This window comes from Clostridium sp. DMHC 10, assembly GCF_001270375.1.
GTDB lineage: Bacteria > Bacillota > Clostridia > Clostridiales > Clostridiaceae > Clostridium_S > Clostridium_S guangxiense.
Genome location: NZ_LGVB01000015.1, coordinates 1,374,047 through 1,392,563, shown reverse-complemented (window position 1 = coordinate 1,392,563; position 18,517 = coordinate 1,374,047). Strand labels below are relative to the sequence as shown.

Below are 18,517 nucleotides of genomic sequence, written 5' to 3'. Positions count from 1 at the left end.
AACTATGCTTCAATCTTTTCTACTACAAGTTTAGTATAAGCCTGTCTGTGACCATGTTTTCTTCTGTAGTCTTTCTTTCTCTTGTATTTAAATACAATAACTTTTTTAGCTTTTCCTTGTGCTGCAACTTTAGCAACAACTTTAGCTCCTTCAACTACAGGTTTTCCAACTACTATTCCATCTTCTTTTTCAACTAAAAGAACATTTCCTAATTCTACACTCGAATCAACTTCAGCTTCAAGTTTTTCAACGTAAATTACGTCTCCTTCTTGAACTCTGTATTGCTTTCCTCCTGTAACAACTACTGCATGCATTAATAAAACACCTCCTCATATACGGTCTCGCCAGTGAGGGTACACATTTTATGTGTTTAATAAAAAACCCTTTTTGTGCGGTCTTACAAATGCCATTGTAACACATACAATATCCTTTGTAAAGTAATTTTATCCATAAATCTTAAACTGACTAATTTCTTTAATTTTATCTTTAAAAACAACAAGCTCAATTTTGAAAAGTCTCATATTATCCTTAAAATTTACGTATATGTTTCCATCTTCTAATCCAACATCAGTTGCAAAAGCTTTTGCATCGCACAGTATTTTTTCTCTGTATCTTTTATCCATTTCTATATAAATGTTTTTTTCACCACTATGCTCATTTAAACATCTTGCAATTTTATTTGCTATCAGATTTTTCATATAAATCAAACTAAGTTGTTTTCCATTTCCATTGCATAATTCACATTTTTCTTCTATGTATTCGCATATGGATTTTCCTTTTCTACTCCTCGCAATTTGAACAAGATTTAATTCCGTAAATGGATAAATCACTGTTTTACTTTTGTCATTTTTGAAACCTTCTTCAAGTACATTTAAGATTTTTCTTTTAACACTATTGTCATTAATATCAATAAAATCTACGACTATTATGCCACTTAAATTCCTCAGCTTTATTTGACGAACTATCTCCTTTGCAGCTTCTAAATTAGTTACAATAGCTGTACGCATTATGTCCCTACTCTTTACATTTTTTCCTGAGTTTACATCAATAGCATACATAGCCTCAGTTTTATCTATTACTATAAACCCACCGCATTCAAGTTTTACTTCTTCATTGGTCAATTCCAGAATTTCCTTTTCTATGCCATAATAATCCATTAAATTTATAATATTATCATGCAGGGTTACCTTACAATTTATGTCTTTTTTACTATCGACATATTCCTTTATATAATCAAAGTCATCTTTGTTGCTAACTACTATTTCAACTGTGTCTTCATCAACTCTATCCCTTAAAACCTTCGCTATTGCACCACCTGCATTATACATTAAGCCCTTATGATTTGAATTTTCACTTTTAGCAATCACATTTTTATATATTTCATATAGCTTTTTTATTTCAATATTTATAGTTTCAAAATCAACTTTAAGTGCATTGGTCCTAATCATAACTCCCACATCTTCTGGTTTTAGTACAGAATGTTTAAGCTTATTTATATATTCCTCACCAGTTATCTTTTTTGAAATTTCTATTTCATTGTGTGAGGTTATAATTACCGCATATCTTCCTGGCACAGTTATAGCATTGCTAACTTTGGGTCCCTTGCTTCCTGCTGCTTCTTTAATCACCTCAACTAAAAGTTCTTCTCCCTTTTTTAAATTTAAATTATTAAGCTTACTATCCATATAAAGATACGCACTTTTAGACTCTCCTATATCTACAAAAGCACATTTTATAGCAGGAACTATGTTTTTTACAATGCCCTTGTATATCTGACCTGAACATATATCGTTATCCTCTTCAACAAAACACTGCTCTAATACACCATCCTTCTTTATAGCTATTCGTAAAATTTTACTGCATCGTTCCACATATATCTGTTTCAATAAAAACACCTCATATTTTGAAAAATTTAAAAAGAGAAACTAAATTATTTTCTTTAAGCCCATACATTTCTTCCCTTTTAACTTCACAAAATAAATTAAGATCTGCATAACTTGTGTTGTCTTTTATATAGTTGCACAAAAGTTCTGGTGAAAGATTTTCTCTACTACCACATGATAATAAAGTATCTATTCGTAAAGTGCTACCATCAACTCTATAATTTAATTTTCTTATCATAGTTCTTATATTAACCATTTTTTCAGTTTTCTTACTCTTCTTAAGAGTAATCCATTCTTTTCCATGTAAAAGATTTTTCATTTCTTCTGCTAACTTATCTGCGTTTTTGTATCTTATACTTATAGAATACCTTGCTGCAATTACGGCTGCCATAGACTGCTCAACTTTTTTCCATCATCATAATATTTCTTTTCAATTTTTAAAACTTCAATTATTTTTAAATCTACTGGAGCAACCTCATTGAATTTGCTTCTTATTCGTTCTTCATTTACTTCTTCTAAAAATTCCACATCCATATATTCTCCATCAGAATAAACCCCAACAGACAATGGCTGTGCTATAGACATTGTCATATGTGGATTAAATCCTTTTGAGTATTCCACGGGGAGACCGCTTCTATTAAAGGCTCTTTGTATGTTTCTCATTATATCTAAGTGAGAAACGAATTTTATATCGTAACCCTTACTGTACTTTATTAAATAACGCACCTTCAAAACACTCCCCTTCTTTAAAGCTTTTGTTTATCCCACAGTTTTTACACCCTTGCCTGCAATCTGGTGTTACAACCGCCTTCTTAGCCTTTTCGTTTTCGCTCATTAAAAATTCCTTTGACACCCCAACATCAATAAAGTCCCAAGGAAGAATTTCATCATAGCTTCTATCTCTATAAACATAAAAATCTGGATCTACACTGCATTCTTTAAATGCTTCCATCCATATATCATTATTAAAATACTCAGACCAGCCATCAAATTTTGCACCTTTTTCAAAAGCTCTTATAAGCACATCGCAAACTCTTCTATCTCCTCTAGCAAAAACTGATTCAAGAAAACTTACAGGAGTTTCATGCCAATTATAATTTATAACCCTTGCATCCGAAAGTTCAGCTCTGAGTTCTCCAATTTTTGCTCTTACATTTTCTATATTATCCATTGGAGCCCATTGAAATGGAGTAAATGGTTTTGGCACAAAGATTGAAGTACTTAAAGTTACCTTAAGCCCTTTCTTTCTTACTTCCTTCGGAACTTTATAATATTCAGCTACTACCTTCTTGCCTAAGTCGCCAATTCCTCTTACATCTTCTGACGTTTCATATGGAAGTCCAATCATAAAATAAAGCTTTATTGTAGTCCATCCATTTTTAAAAGCACTGCTCACTGAATCCATAAGATTTTGCTCTGTAACGCCTTTATTTATTACGTCTCTCATTCTCTGAGTTCCAGCCTCTGGTGCAAAAGTAAGTCCAGACTTTCTTACCTTCTGAATTTCTTTAATCAAATCAACAGAAAAAGAATCTATTCTAAGTGATGGAAGAGAAACACTTACTTTTCTATCTTTATATTTTTCAACTAACCTATTTATAAGATTTTGAATATCAGAATAGTCACATATACTTAAGGATGTAAGTGATAATTCTTCATATCCTGTATTTTTAATAAGCTTATCTGCAAGTTCCACTAATTTATCAGTTTTCTTTTCTCTTACAGGTCTATAAATCATACCTGCCTGGCAAAATCTACAGCCTCTTGTACAACCTCTAAAGGTTTCAAGCATTATTCTATCATGAACAATTTCATTATATGGAACTACGATTTTATCTGGATAAACAACATCATTAAAGTTTTTAATTATTCTCTTTTTAACTTTTGCAGGAACATCATCATATAAAGGTTTAAATTCATCAATTGTACCGTCTTCTTTGTATGTTACATTATAAAGACTTGGTACATACGTTCCTTCTATGTGAGATGCCATCCTTAAAAATTCTTTCTTAGAAACTCCATCTCTTTTACACTTTTTGTACAAATCCAAAACATCATTTAAATGTTCTTCACCCTCACCAAGTGAAAACAAATCTGCTATATCATATAAAGGTTCTGGATTATACGCACAAGGACCTCCACATATTACTATTGGATCTTCTTCTTTTCTCTGTGACGCTCTCACAGGTATACCTGATAAATCAAGCATATTGAGTATATTAGTATAGCTCATTTCATATTGAAGTGTAAAACCTATAAAATCAAATTCAAAAAGAGGGTCTTTTGTTTCAAGTGCATAGAGCGGAATTTTATTTTCTCTCATTAATTTCTCCATATCTGGCCACGGAGCATAAACTCTTTCACAATAAGTATCCTCTCTTAGATTTAAAACATGATAAAGAATCTTAATTCCAAGATGCGACATTCCAACTTCATAGACATCTGGAAAACAAAACGCAAATCTTATGTCAACGCTTTGTTTATCCTTAATTACTGAATTGTACTCTTTTCCAACATATCTTGCTGGCTTCTCAACTTTATATAAGATATCATCTGAACATTTGTTCATCAATTTTTCCTCCTAATTTTTCTCTAATGTTAAATCATTTGAGTTTAGACATTTAAATATTTTAACATATATATAGCTAATGACTCAACTGTTAAGTTCTACATTCTTTCCTTTTATCTGAATAAGTTCTTCAAATGTAATATTTCCATACTCTTTAAGTGCATTTATTATTTCTTCTTCATAAATAATCTTCATAACCCTCATATTATCGTCTAGAACAGTTAGAATTGTATATTTATTTTGTCAATCATACCTAGCCCAAATAACAAATCCTTTTTATAGAAAACAGATATTATTCTATTTTCTATAACTCCATTTTTCATAAACTTTAATCTTTTTTTCATTATATCCTCCATAATTACATAAACTATTCTTCTCTTTTCTTTAAAAGAACAGGATAAAATAAAGAAAGAAATTAAAATTAAATTTAGATTATTAACCCCATAGAAGAGGGGTACTAAATATAATATTTGAAGTATTATTCCGATTGTCATACTTACATAGACTGTAATTTTGCTAGCCTTCTTATATAAAAGCTTCTTACACAAAATATCTCTAAGTATTCTTCCTCCATCTAATGGGAAGGCTGGCAAAAGATTAAAAATTCCCAGTGACAAATTAATTATAAAAAGTTATAGAATTCATCATAATCATACATTTTTAAAGCTGCATAAAAAATAACCGCTAGAACAAAATTCATCATAGGCCCTGATATAGAAATAATGAACTCTTCCTTACATGATGCCTCCTCTAAATCTTTAAGTTTAAGTGACGCTCCAAAAGGAAGTATTTCTATATGAAAACCTGAAAATCCTAGTTTCCTAGCAGTTAAATAATGTATAAATTCATGAAGTATGACAAAAATAAATATAGTTGCAAGTTGACCTCTAAATCCAACTAAGAATAGTATTATAATATATGGAATACAGTATTTGTTTAATTTAATCAATTAAACGCCCCACATTAATTGCTCATACGCAAAGCCAAAAATCTAATTTTGAGCTGACGTATTTATATTAAAATAACTTCGGGATTTTTGTTTTCTCCCATATACATAATTTCAAAATGAAGATGTGATGGTTCCTTTTCTGCTTCTTTTCCAACTTTTCCTACATAATCTCCTTTAGTCACCCCATCCCCTTTTTTTACACTTATGGAATTTAAATTTCCGTATTTACTTTCGACTCCATCTCCATTATCGATGACAACGTATTTTCCAATTTCACTATTTTGACTCACCAATTCCACAGTTCCATTATACACTGCCTTTACATTACTACCCTCCGAGGCTGCGATGTCTATACCCTTATGATCATTTTTACCTCCAAAAGAACGTATTATCTTTCCGTTCACTGGTACTACATACTTGCTTTCTATTTTCTCATCAACAGTTTCTTCTCCTGTTATCTTAGATTTAAAGTTTTCAATATAATCCACGGATTTCGCTTCTATATTATCAAAATTGATTTGATTAACATAGTTTTGAACATCATTTAAGTTTACAGTTTCGACTTGTTTTATCAATGCTCCATAATCATAATTTTCATTTAAAAGATATTTACAATATTCATAAGTATTTTTTGTTTCCGGCATTGAAACCTCTCTCATTGCAAAAACAGCTAAAAATAAAATTATAGTTCCAACAATTTGAAACTTTAAAGTATTTATAAGCTTTTTCGTTAAATCCTTTCTATTATATCCATTAGACGAAAAAGAATCATACTTCTTCTTTTAAGCATGTTATTATAATAGTCCTCATATTGTGAACTAAAACTACCCACTTTTCCTCCTATACACAATTGATATATACTAATTATATATATGAGAATAGAAATTTATTACTAAAAACTTACGATTTAGAAATTAATTTTGTTTCTTCTCATGCCTATATTAATAACAATTCCAATGCTTATAAAACCAGTTAGCATAGAACTTCCTCCATAACTCACAAAAGGAAGTGCTATACCTGAAATTGGCATAATTCCTATTGTCATTCCAATATTTTGAAGTATGGCAAATAAAAATGATGATGCAGTTCCAATGCAAAATATCTTTCCAAATATATCCTTAGAATTTTTACCTATATTCACAATTTTACAAAGCAATAATAAGTATACTAATACCAAAGCTACTCCACCCACAAGTCCCCATTCTTCACCTATTACTGAAAATATAAAGTCTGTATGAGTCTCTGGAATATATCCTCCTTGTATTTGCGTTCCCTTTAAAAAGCCTTTACCAAATATTCCTCCTGAGCCTATACCTATTTCCGATTGTATAAGCTGCAGCCCCGTCGAATTAATGTACTTTTCAGGCTCAAAAAACTAGTAAACCTTTCTTTCCAATAAGCCTTCATAATTGACGTAGGCCAAACCGCAGCTATTCCTAATATTATGGTGAGAATACCACCCAATACAACTCTTAGATCTAAACCCGCAATAAAAAGCATACCTAAAACTATAAAAAAGCATACCTCAGTCATTCCCATATCTGGTTGAATTACTATAAGTATCATAGTTATGCCAGCATAAAAAATTATAGTAAAAAAGTTTTTTATATTGTTTATATCGCCTTTCATAACATCGAGTTTTTTTGCGACTAAAATTATAAGTGCTACTTTTGCAAATTCTGATGGCTGAATAGCCCTTTTTCCTATGGCTATCCATCCTGTAGCCCCATTAACAGTATGTCCAGCTACATCGTTAATTATAAGTAGTACAATTGAAGCCCAATAAATAACTTCTGCATAGTTAATTAATACTCTATAATCAAATTTAATTATAATATAAACAATTATGAAACCAATAATAGCCCAAGCAATTTGAAGTTTCCAATTGCTTGCAAGGTTTGCATTATTATGTACTGCACTATAAATATTTACCGAACTAAAAGCTACAAGAATAGTTGGAATTATAATTAACCATAAATCCATTTGTTTTAATAATCTCTTATCTATTTGAAATTTTTTAAGCATATTTGCCCCTCCAAAATTATTATAATAATCCAAACGAAATTATACCAAAACAAATAGGGCTAAGTGCCCTTTTGAATTTTATTATATCATAAAAAAATAAAAAAACTATGTACAATATTTAAAAAATACATAGCCTTTTATCACCTTATTTTGTTTTTGCTCTCTTAATTGGTATATTTGCAACTAATGCTGGGGAATTCCCTTCATCTAAATCTGTTTTTGTAAGCTTAACCTCAACATCTGAGTTATCTATTTCCACATACTTTGCAATTACATTTAGTATTTCTCCTTTTATCGCCTCTAAAAGTTCTGGAGATAAATCCGCTCTATCATGTATCAATATAAGCTTTAATCTTTCCTTTGCAACATCCTTAGACGAAGATTTAAATATACTAAAAAGATCCATAATCCTCACTCCTATTTAACATTAAACAATCTTTTAATTGCTGAAATTAATCCTCCACCTTTATTCTCAGAGGTGTGAAATGGAACCTCATCTCCAGTTATTCTTCTTGCTATATCCCTAAATGCTTTTCCTGCCTTAGCATTATCATTTAAAACTATAGGTTCACCTCTATTTGTAGACACAGTTATCTCTCTATCATTTGGAACCGCCCCTATAAGTTTTATAGCTAAATTATCAATAATATCCTCTATGCCAAGCATGTCCCCTTTTTTCACCATTTCATAATCAATTCTATTTACTATAACTTGATGATTGTCTAGTCCCTTCGCATCCAATTTTCCAATTACTCTATCAGCATCTCTTATAGAAGTAACTTCCGGATTAACTACAATTAATGCTCTGTCAGCTCCAATTATAGCATTTTCAAAACCTTGCTCTATTCCTGCTGGACAATCTATGAGAACATAATCTGTATCAGCTTTAAGTTCATTAATTAAATTAAGCATTTCCTCTGGTTTAACATCATTTTTATCTTTTGTTTGAGCTGTTGGAAGTAAAAATAAATTTTCATATCTCTTATCTTTTATAAGTGCTTGCTTTAATCTGCAATTTTCCTCTATTACATCTAAAAGGGTAAAAACAATTCTATTTTCTAGTCCCATAAGTACATCCAAATTTCTGAGTCCAGTATCTCCATCAACAAGCACAACCTTTTTGCCCATAGAAGCTAATGCAGTACCTATATTAGCTGTAGTAGTTGTTTTTCCTACTCCTCCCTTACCAGATGTTATTACTATAGCCTCTCCCATAAATATTACCTCCATAAAATATTTTATATTACAAAATATTAACCTAAACTATGCTATAACGCTTCCACTAATTTTGTCAAATAATTAACCTTATATATTGAATTCTCCAAAAACAAAAAAATCCTTCTAATTTAAATGAAAATTTTAATATATGCAACGTTTAAATCAAAAGTATTTTTCCACATAAAGTATAATTTGAATTAATTCACAGTATATATTAGGGCTGTTGCACAAAAATTAATTCAATCGTAATTTATAAATTTAGTGCAGCAGCCCTATATTTTATAATTTCATTTTTTAAGAGATACATTAATAAGAATCATTCGAAATAAGTTCATTTGATATCATGGTACCATTTTGATAAGTTTGAAGATAAAGCTTCACGCTTTTACCACCTTCTAAAACATCATCTACAACTTTATAAGTCTTACTCTTTAAACTTGCATCCGAATATATGTTAAAGGTTTCTATACCATTTGCTGAACTACCTTCAATGTATATTGGAAAATTAAAAGTATTTTTAAACTGATAGTCAAGTTTTCCATCATAATCTACTGTTGCATCATGCCCCAGCGAAACATAAGCTGATGGAATAGAATGATGGGTTCTTACAGTTGGCTTAATTCCTGCAAGAAGCGCTGCATTATAAAGCGTAGTTGAAACCTGACAAATACCTCCGCCAATCCCCATTCCTGTAGTCTTTCCTATATCAACTGGTGCCGATTGATAGCCTTTTTCAGTAGTTCTTCTTCCCAAAATTCCATTAAAACTAAAAGTCTCTCCTGGCATTACCACCTTACCGTTTATAGTCTTTGTAGCAAGCTGAATATTAGTCATCCTTCCAGGACTTGATATAGATCCATAACTAGTACTAAATGTAGATATAAAAGTATTTATTCCACTTAATTTCTCCTTAGTCACTCCAGCTTTTACAGTTTCTATATTTCCGTGAACAACTGGTTCTTCACCAATTTGTCCATTTATTGCTGATATAATATTCTTCTTAAGCTCTTGATCCTTTAATTTATAACCATCCTGATCTGGATTAATAATAAAACTGCCGCCATTTTTAGTTATTGAGGCATTTTTAGGATCCTTATTAATATCATTCTTTATATTATTTATCACATCATCTATAGGTTTAGTGTTTGAACTATAAGCAAATGAAAGCTTTATATTTTTTGATATTGGATTCTTTAACAGCTTGTACCTATCCATGATGCTTCCATCTTTTCCATAGTTATAAGCCTCTTTAATTGCTTTATTTATGTCATATTTTGCTCCAATTTGAGAATAAGCAATTGTATAATTTTTACTTTCAACCTTTATACTTACTTTTTTATTTTGAAGCGAAGCTTGGTACTTATCATTAAGTATTTTTTCAACCTCCTCCTGTGTCTTTCCAGATACATCTTCGTTTTCTATTACTACTCCAGGATAAATATAGCTATCATAACTTTTTACCTTTGAATAAATCTTATAACCGTATAATCCCACTGCCAAAGCAGCAATAAAAAGACATGTAGTACCTAAAATTATTGCATTTTTTTTATTCATAAATACACCTCATATTATTATACTTTTGCACTCTAATTTTAATTGTAATGCTTACTATACCTTAATTAATTTCTAAAGATAATTACTTATTTCATTAGAATATTTGTATGCAAATTATAAAACGATATTACTAATTTTATAATTTAATTTTAATAATATTCATATTATCATTATACTAATAAAATAGCATATATCAACCTATTTTATTTTGATATATGCATAAAACTTATTGTACACTATTACTATGAGATTTAATACCACTTTGCCTCCCCTTGAGATTGCTTTACCAAAAGCTAGATTTTCCAGTATTTTTGACATTATTTGCGTTGTTATCTTCTATATTTTCATTAACTTTAACAGATTTTTTTATATTACAATTTTCTGTCCAAAGTGGTTTATAATCACTAATCTTAATAAGTTTAATGTATTTTGAAAGTCTGTGCCTCGTGTAGTCCATTTTTTCTAATATAATTGGCTTTGCTCCTCTTAATATCAATATTTCATTTTTATTTGGAAGCCTCAATATTTCATCCGGATTCATCAAATTCCTTTTAACTGCTCTCTTTGTTACCTTTCCAAAATCTACAATTCCCTCTAACCCTGCCGACTTGCTTGAACTTACATCTTTTACTGTTGCAGTTCCAAGAAGCTTTGATACAAATTCCGCTGTTATTATATCGGTAGCACCTAAGAATAGTCTGCTGTCGCAGTTACCTATAATTTCGGACCATCCATCATTAGGGTATCTATTCTTAAGTTGAGCTATATTCTGGAATATTACGCAACTTGAAATCCCCCTGGATCTCATGGTAGATATTTTTTTAGTAAAGTCAGGAATTGCACCGATATTCGGAAATTCATCCAAGATAAAATATACATCTTTTTGTCCTTCTTTTGCCGTATAATCCGCATATTTAGTAAGTTTTATAAATAAGAATGAAAAAAATAACCCTGCTATAAAATCAAAAGTCGATTCCATATCTGATGTTATACAAAAATAAGCACATTTTTCTTTCTTGGGAAGTGTTAGATCTATATCACTAAAAGCAGTTAAATTCTGCACAAGTTTATTTTGAAACACCTGAAGTTTTGAACCCAACCCTATAACAACACCTGTCCTTACTTTTTCACTTGCCTGAGAATATATATTATATGGCAGCTTCGCTGAATGAGATGACGGAAGTGTTTTAAATATAGCATCTATGGTTGATACATCACTTGAGGCAAGCATAGAATAAACCGTGGATAAATTTTTTTCTTCTTTGGAATTTTCCTTTATCACATATAAGACAAGCGCCTTCAACAAATTCATTTCAGTTTTATCCCAAAATTCATCTGATTTTGCCCCTGGAGTTTTTGTATTTGCCATAACAGTTTCTGCAAAGCTTTGAGCTGCTATATCATCTTCTATTTCATCAATTGGGTTCCATCTATCTGAATTTATCATATTTACTAAATTTAAAACTTTAACCGTATAACCTTTATCTCTTAAAAACTCAGACATAGATTCAAATATTTCTGCTTTAGGGTCTGTAAGTATCATAGATTGCCCCATTTCGCTTATCTGCATTATATTAGGTCTTACAAAACTTCTACTTTTCATACTTCCACTAGCACCAAATACGGCTATGTTTTTATTAAAGAAAGTATCTGGCGGTAGTGTAACCATTTTATTTCTAATTCCATCTTTTATGGTGCCAAATACTAAGCCCTTTTCGCTTCCAATACATAATACTTTTTTAGCTTCACTTATGTCCATCCAGCTTGCAGTTCCTTGAGTCCCATTTTCTTTAAGATAATTTATACCAATCTGACCTTCTTCAAATAACATGCTTTTTGCTATAAAAAATAGTACTATTAAAATGACTGTAAGTAAAATAAAAGCAATAATAAAACCTTTAAATACGACTGAATTATTTTTCATCAAACTAAAGCTCTGCGTTGGATGCTTATACATATTGCTTATTTTGTTTATATTAAAACCCTTATTATTAAACATATTGTATTTGCTTATTTGATATTTTAGATAAACCAGCGGCGTTAATACATAAATACTAAACAAAATATATATTGGAATTGTAAATATAATCAATAAAGAATTTATTTTTTCTTCTTCATTCATATTGCTATACTCCTCCATCCTTTTTTTGTATTTTAAATTCTCTAAGCGCAAAACTAGCTTTTGTAAAGCACTCTTTATACTTTAATCTTTGTGCCACTCCAAGAAAAAAATATTCATGTTCTTCTACTATAACAAATTTATCTTTAACCTCTCCCCTATCCTTAATTACTATATCCCCTAATTGGGGCATTCTTCTATCTATAGCTGAGTCTTTATACTTAAAAGCCATTTTTAGTCATCTCCCCATTCTAAAAAAATAACTCCACCATTTTCTACAGTGCAGTATTTAGCTTGTTTATTTATTTTTATTTTTTCTATTTGACTTGCACTTTCAAGTATTACAATTATTCTTTCAGCTGCAGTTCTATTTACCGCCGCTGAATAAATAACTTCCTCTCCTTCATTTATTACCACTGCATCAAAAATCTTGCCATTCCTAAAAAATACAAGGGTAAAAGGAAAGTCTTCAACATTACACCATTGAATAGATACCTGTCTATTAATAGAATTTAAATATGTGCATATCTCTAAAGCCTTAAGAACTTTATTGTTTACCTCTCGCCGCCCTATGGATACATATATATTTCCCTCAAGCACCCTTACCCTTCTCTGATTTACAAGTATTTTAAGCTCCTTATCCAAATCCTTCAAATTACTAAGTTCTTTAATTTGTTCATAAGTCATACAGCCAAATTTATTAATGTTATCAAGTATCTTTTGCTGTTTTAAATTTACATAATACAAATTATCACCTCCACAAAAAGAGAAGGAATAGCATTTTAAAGCATTAAACAAACTTTGTTTAAACCACTCTATAGACGCTATTCCTTCTCTTAAAAAATCATATGTTTTTCCACAAAATAAAAAGCAGCTAAAAGGGGGAAGTATTCAGCTGCTTTTTTATATTAATTTATTGGGAGGTTTCATTTTCTATATTTACATAATACCCTTTAATTGTGACAAATATATTACAACATTAAGTATAATATGTTAAATTGAATTTCTCTTTATCGAATTACTAATGTTTACGTTTTTTGGAACCTACCCTTTGTTCAATTGCATCTTTCCAATCATCAGCTCTACCTGCTGCCTTAATACATCCTCCTGTAACTAGTAAAACAACTATTACTACAAATGCTGCAATCACAATTATATATTTTAAATTTAATTGACATATACACTTCTCCATTCAAATTAATTTATTTTGTTATATACTTATATATTACCCACTATATAAAATTTTAATCAAAATTTTAAAAACAAAACATTTACCAACTTAATATTTTATTTCCTTAATTTTACGTTAAATCTCGTACTGTTAATACAATTTTATAGTATTAGCTAGGTTAAAACTTACCACTTTTATGTCATTTTTATAATATTGTTCTAGTTACACCGGCAATGTTTTAGCTAAAAAAGCAAAATAAAAAAGGCTGATAAAAACATCAACCTTTTTACTATTAAAATCCTAATTCCTCTGCAACTATAATAACTGTTATTCTTCCTGGCTCTTTACGTCCATTCCTTATTATGCCAGTATAATTGCATACAGAACTCTGTGACTCACAATGCATGCATCTTCCTGTTTCAACACAAGGTGCCCTATGATGAACTCTTGTTGCATTCATTGGAGCTATTTCTTGTATTCTTCTAAAAGCTTCATCTAAATTTTCTACTATTTTATTAGCTCCTGCAACTATAATTACTTTTTTAGGTCCAATAATCATAGATGCAACTCTATTACCTGATGAATCCGTATTTACAATTTCTCCATTTCTTGTTATTGCATTAGTGCTTGAAACAAAATAATCTGAAAGCAATGATTGTCTATATACTTCATATAACTCCTCATATGGCATAGGTTTAAATCTATCAAAGAATTTATATTTTTCACTTCTAAATTCTTCAGTCATATTCATAACCCCAAGTGTCTCTGATCCACCTACGGATATACTTGCTCCTTCTGGTATTAAACTTAAAATTTTCTTCTTAGCTTCTTCTTTATCTTCAACGTAATAGCTTAAATATCCCTTGTCTTTTAAAATATCTACCATTTCTCTAGCTATTAATTGATATTTCTTTTTTTTATATTGATTCATTTTCTTCACCCCTATTTTTAATTTCCCATAATACAAAAGGACCAGATTAAAGAAACTCACTCTAGTCCTTTTATACCTATCTATAGTTAAGCTATTTTTCTAATACACTTTTAACGAATTCTCTCATTTTATCACATTTACAATTAGCAAAGAAGTATTCCTGGAACTTCTCTCCAGCTACAGCGCCTTTAAGCAAATCTTGATTTATTTCTTTTAACACTGTTATAATATCTTTGAAAGCTACTTTTCTAACTTCATCTAGTATTTTTTTATTCCTTTGTTCTGGAACAACTCTTTCCTTTGGATAGCCTTGTCCGCTTTCTCCTTGAAATAACTTTTCAAATATATATTCAAGATTTAGTTCTCCGCCCCAGCCAAAGCCTTTAGCGAAAGGTATTGCAATTGCATTTCCATCATTAATTTGTGCAAACATGAATGCATCTGAAGGATCTTCTACATGTCCGCAGATTACTCCTGGAAAAGAGTTTAAAGCAAGCATTGCTCCTTCTCCAGTACCGCATCCAGTTATTACATAATCAGCAGCTCCTGAATTCAATAATATAGCTGCTAAAATACCATTTTGAACATACGTTAATTGTGCCTTATCGTCAGCAGCATACATTCCATAATTGAATACTTCATGTCCTTTTGGCTCTACTACCTTTTTTAATGTATTTAATATCAATTCATTTTTTGCCGCTTGGCTATTTTCATTTATTAAAGCAATTTTCATTCTTATATCCCTCCTATTATTGTGGCTGTTTTCCGATATATGCTAAAATACCACCATCTACATATAAAACGTGACCATTTACAAAGTTTGATGCATCAGATGCTAAGAAAACAGCTGGTCCCATTAAATCTTCTGTTGATCCCCAACGTGCTGCTGGAGTTTTTGCAATTATAAATTGGTCAAATGGATGCTTTGAACCATCTGGTTGAATTTCTCTAAGTGGTGCAGTTTGAGGTGTTGCTATATATCCAGGTCCGATACCATTGCACTGAATGTTATGTTCACCATATTCAGATGCAATGTTTCTTGTTAACATCTTAAGCCCGCCTTTTGCAGCTGCATAAGCTGAAACTGTTTCTCTTCCAAGTTCACTCATCATAGAACAGATATTTATTATTTTTCCGTGTCCTTTTTTAATCATACCAGGTATTACAGCTTTAGATACTATAAACGGAGCATTTAAATCTACATCTATAACCTTTCTAAAATCTTCTGCTTTCATTTCAAGCATTGGAATACGTTTAATAATTCCTGCATTGTTTACAAGAATATCAATCACTCCAACTTCTCTCTCTACTTTTTTAACAAGTTCGTTTACTTCTTCTTCGTTTGTAACATCACATACATATCCATGCGCTTTTATCCCTTCTGCTTCATAAGCTTTTATTCCCTTGTCTATTAGCTCCTGTTTAATATCATTAAATACAATTGTAGCTCCTGCATTTGCATAAGCCTTTGCGATAGCAAATCCAATACCATATGATGCACCAGTTATAAGTGCAATTTTACCCTTTAATGAAAAATATTTCATTATATCCATAAAATACTCCTCCTTTAATTTACAATACTTTCATATAAAACAAATATATATTAATGTATTTTCATTATGTTCCACATTGTGGAACACCGTTTCAATTTCTAATTATATTTTAATATTATATTTTAAGATTGTCAATCACATTAAATAAAAAAATTTAGCATTTTTTTATTTGTTAAAATCTATATTAAATATTACAATATAATATAAAGATAGAAATTACACAGGAGGATTTAATACATGTCTGAAGATTTAAACAACTTTAATTTAGTTCAATCAGTAGAACGTGCCATAGACATACTCGATTGCTTGGCAGACTACCCAAAAGGCTGTGGAATTGGAGAATTATCAAAGAATTTAGGCTTGAGTAAAAGTACTATACATAGAATAATAACAACTTTGAAATATAAAGGATACGTTACACAAAATAAAGAAAACGACAAATACCAGCTTGGAATAAAGATACTTAACCTATCCTTTTCCATAACTAATAACATGGATTTAATAAACATTGCTAGACCATATATACGTGAATTTGCAAATAAAGTTGATGAAGTTATACACCTTTGTATCCCTGATGAGTCATATTGTAATATAATTTATGTTGATAAAGTTTCACCAGAAAACACAAAAAGAAACATAACAATGTCTTCAAGAATAGGTAAGAAAGCACCAATTTATTGCACTGCTTCTGGAAAGCTATTACTTTCTCAATTTTCTGACGATAAAATAAAAGACTTATTAAAAAATACAACTTTTATTAAATATACAGAGAATACCGTGACCGATATAAATAACTTTTTAGATGAGATTCATGAGATAAGAAAAAATTCATATGCACTTGATAATATTGAATATGATACTGGTGTTATATGCATAGCTGTTCCAATTTTTGATAGAACCAATAAAATCATTGCAGCAACCAGTCTTTCATCTGTAACTCTTTTCAACAGCTTAGATGATTTACTTAAATATAAAGATGAATTTATGAATGTTGCTAAAAACATTAGTAATTTGATGGGATATGTACCTTCTTAATTTAATTATTATACTAATAAACAAGTAGCCTACCAGTATAATTGGTAATGGCTACTTGTTAAGCTGTCTATAGAATACCTTTTTTCACATCCTCCTATATTTTTACCATATAGATTTCATTTTCCATACACTAAGTTTTTTCACATTTAACTTATTTCCTTTATTAAGTTCAATGCTTATATTTTCACTACTTTCAAGTGTTGGATATATTCTTGTTGATATGCAAACTTTGCTATCAGCAAATACTTCAATAATTGAATGATCAATAAATATACGAAGATTTAGCACTTCCCCTTTTTGTTTTTTTAGTGGGGATTTAAGCACAGTTTTGTGTACCTCATTAGAAATACTTGACTTGGTTCTATCTACAAGGATTTCTCCATTAACTGCATCATATCTGACTACTGTTTTTTCCTCGTCATTAGGTGCTTCAAGTAAGTTCAAAGAAAAATTTTCTCCCCCACTTATCTGTATTTCCATTGATACTTCTACAGCCCTCCCCTTAGATAATAAAGCCATTTTATTGTCATCTATAACTTTATTGTCATAGGTTTCCTCATCATATCTAAGCATTTCATATTCAGAGGCCGGCTCTATTCTAAGTAAGTTATCTGAGCCTAAAGATAGTATTCTAGGAATAGATTGAGCTCCTGCCCATCCCTTTGCCCCTTCAAATTCTCCTCTAGAAGTTTCAGTCATCCATCCCCACATTATTTTTCTTTCACTAGAATTCATTAATGTGTTTGGTGCATAAAAACCATCATATCCACTATTGTCTAATATTCCCTCATATTCTGATGTAAACGTAAAATCTTTATTTAAAGTTCCTACATGATATCTAACTATACTGCTAGGAGAATAAACAAGTACATACTTTTCGCCGAATTTTATCATATTAGGACATTCTAAAAATCTAAAGTTTGGCGCCTCAAACATTTTATTTAAAAATTTCCAGTTTTGAAGATCATGAGAGCTATATATTAAAACACAGCCCTTATCTTCACAACTTCCTCCCAGTACCATATACCAAACTTCATTTTCCTTCCAAACAAATGGATCTCGCCACTCTTCTATATTCATTTTGCCATGTATGCCTGGTTTCATTATAGGGTTAAATTTATACTTTTCCCAAGTAAGCATATCATCATGACTCACAGCCATCCACTGTTCCGCACCTACTTTTGCATTTCTATTATCTTCACCTATGCTTGTATAAATTATTGTTGGAACTCCTTCGTTGTTTACCGCTGCACATCCAGAAAAGCAATGTCTCTCTCCTAACTCATTTGATGGAAATAGCGCTATAGGAAGATACTTCCAATGAACTAAATCTTTACTTACTGCATGCCCCCAATGCATTGTATCCCAGCAATAATCATTAGGATTATGCTGATAAAACAAATGATATTTTCCTTTATAATATATGGGTCCATTTGGATCGTTCATCCAATTTCTTTCTGGCATAAAATGATACTGCGGTCTATATAAATCCATACTTTACCTCCGACGT

At 30.5% G+C, this 18,517-nt stretch carries 16 protein-coding genes and 3 pseudogenes; 1 reads left to right on the top strand and 18 read right to left on the bottom strand.

Annotated elements, in window-relative coordinates; genetic code table 11:
• Nucleotides 1-2 precede the first annotated feature (2 nt).
• From rplU to AGR56_RS08595, 17 genes and pseudogenes are all read right to left on the bottom strand, one after another.
• The gene (gene rplU / locus AGR56_RS08670) at nt 3-314 is read right to left on the bottom strand and encodes a 50S ribosomal protein L21 (RefSeq protein WP_053241922.1); all 312 of its coding nucleotides are present in this window, start codon (nt 312-314) and stop codon (nt 3-5) included.
• A 129-nt stretch (nt 315-443) separates the two neighbouring features.
• The gene (locus AGR56_RS08665) at nt 444-1,895 is read right to left on the bottom strand and encodes a ribonuclease E/G (protein ID WP_231016785.1); all 1,452 of its coding nucleotides are present in this window, start codon (nt 1,893-1,895) and stop codon (nt 444-446) included.
• Nucleotide 1,896: 1 nt separating this feature from the next.
• Nucleotides 1,897-2,615, bottom strand: a pseudogene (locus AGR56_RS08660) (TIGR03936 family radical SAM-associated protein).
• Entirely contained in the window at nt 2,584-4,452 is a 1,869-nt protein-coding gene (locus tag AGR56_RS08655) for a TIGR03960 family B12-binding radical SAM protein (RefSeq protein ID WP_053241920.1), read from the bottom strand. The pseudogene AGR56_RS08660 and the gene AGR56_RS08655 overlap by 32 nt, the downstream one beginning before the upstream one ends.
• Nucleotides 4,453-4,536: 84 nt before the next feature.
• Nucleotides 4,537-5,401, bottom strand: a pseudogene (locus AGR56_RS08650) (M50 family metallopeptidase).
• A gap of 62 nt (nt 5,402-5,463) precedes the next feature.
• The gene (locus tag AGR56_RS08645) at nt 5,464-6,045 is read right to left on the bottom strand and encodes a M23 family metallopeptidase (protein ID WP_053241919.1); all 582 of its coding nucleotides are present in this window, start codon (nt 6,043-6,045) and stop codon (nt 5,464-5,466) included.
• 263 nt (nt 6,046-6,308) lie between these two features.
• Nucleotides 6,309-7,426: pseudogene (rodA, locus tag AGR56_RS08640) on the bottom strand (rod shape-determining protein RodA).
• A gap of 145 nt (nt 7,427-7,571) precedes the next feature.
• Nucleotides 7,572-7,832: a cell division topological specificity factor MinE gene (gene minE, locus AGR56_RS08635; RefSeq protein ID WP_053241918.1), complete on the bottom strand. Its 261-nt coding sequence runs from the start codon at nt 7,830-7,832 to the stop codon at nt 7,572-7,574.
• Nucleotides 7,833-7,843: 11 nt separating this feature from the next.
• A complete protein-coding gene (minD, locus tag AGR56_RS08630) occupies nt 7,844-8,641 on the bottom strand; it encodes a septum site-determining protein MinD (RefSeq protein WP_053241917.1) in 798 nt (265 codons plus the stop codon).
• 309 nt (nt 8,642-8,950) lie between these two features.
• Nucleotides 8,951-10,198, bottom strand: a complete 1,248-nt coding sequence (locus AGR56_RS08625; protein WP_053241916.1) for a VanW family protein — start codon at nt 10,196-10,198, stop codon at nt 8,951-8,953.
• Between the two features lie 283 nt (nt 10,199-10,481).
• Nucleotides 10,482-12,320 (bottom strand): VirD4-like conjugal transfer protein, CD1115 family, encoded by a 1,839-nt coding sequence (locus AGR56_RS08620; protein ID WP_084756920.1) that lies wholly within the window; start codon nt 12,318-12,320, stop codon nt 10,482-10,484.
• A 4-nt stretch (nt 12,321-12,324) separates the two neighbouring features.
• Entirely contained in the window at nt 12,325-12,549 is a 225-nt protein-coding gene (locus tag AGR56_RS08615; RefSeq protein ID WP_053241915.1) for a hypothetical protein, read from the bottom strand.
• Between the two features lie 2 nt (nt 12,550-12,551).
• Entirely contained in the window at nt 12,552-13,064 is a 513-nt protein-coding gene (locus AGR56_RS08610) for a DUF5697 family protein (RefSeq protein ID WP_053241914.1), read from the bottom strand.
• 274 nt (nt 13,065-13,338) lie between these two features.
• Nucleotides 13,339-13,509 carry a hypothetical protein gene (locus AGR56_RS20180; RefSeq protein WP_157055714.1) on the bottom strand — a complete coding sequence of 57 codons (171 nt, stop codon included), beginning with the start codon at nt 13,507-13,509 and terminating at the stop codon, nt 13,339-13,341.
• A 271-nt stretch (nt 13,510-13,780) separates the two neighbouring features.
• Nucleotides 13,781-14,419 (bottom strand): lactate utilization protein, encoded by a 639-nt coding sequence (locus tag AGR56_RS08605; protein ID WP_053241913.1) that lies wholly within the window; start codon nt 14,417-14,419, stop codon nt 13,781-13,783.
• A 91-nt stretch (nt 14,420-14,510) separates the two neighbouring features.
• Nucleotides 14,511-15,152: an RpiB/LacA/LacB family sugar-phosphate isomerase gene (locus AGR56_RS08600; RefSeq protein ID WP_053241912.1), complete on the bottom strand. Its 642-nt coding sequence runs from the start codon at nt 15,150-15,152 to the stop codon at nt 14,511-14,513.
• A gap of 16 nt (nt 15,153-15,168) precedes the next feature.
• Nucleotides 15,169-15,972 (bottom strand): gluconate 5-dehydrogenase, encoded by an 804-nt coding sequence (locus AGR56_RS08595; protein ID WP_053241911.1) that lies wholly within the window; start codon nt 15,970-15,972, stop codon nt 15,169-15,171.
• Between the two features lie 237 nt (nt 15,973-16,209).
• Here AGR56_RS08595 and AGR56_RS08590 point away from each other — a divergent pair, with 237 nt between their 5' ends.
• Nucleotides 16,210-17,007 (top strand): IclR family transcriptional regulator, encoded by a 798-nt coding sequence (locus tag AGR56_RS08590; RefSeq protein WP_053241910.1) that lies wholly within the window; start codon nt 16,210-16,212, stop codon nt 17,005-17,007.
• 102 nt (nt 17,008-17,109) lie between these two features.
• Here the strand turns inward: AGR56_RS08590 and AGR56_RS08585 are convergent, their stop codons facing one another.
• Nucleotides 17,110-18,501: a glycoside hydrolase family 32 protein gene (locus AGR56_RS08585; RefSeq protein ID WP_053241909.1), complete on the bottom strand. Its 1,392-nt coding sequence runs from the start codon at nt 18,499-18,501 to the stop codon at nt 17,110-17,112.
• Nucleotides 18,502-18,517: the final 16 nt, after the last annotated feature.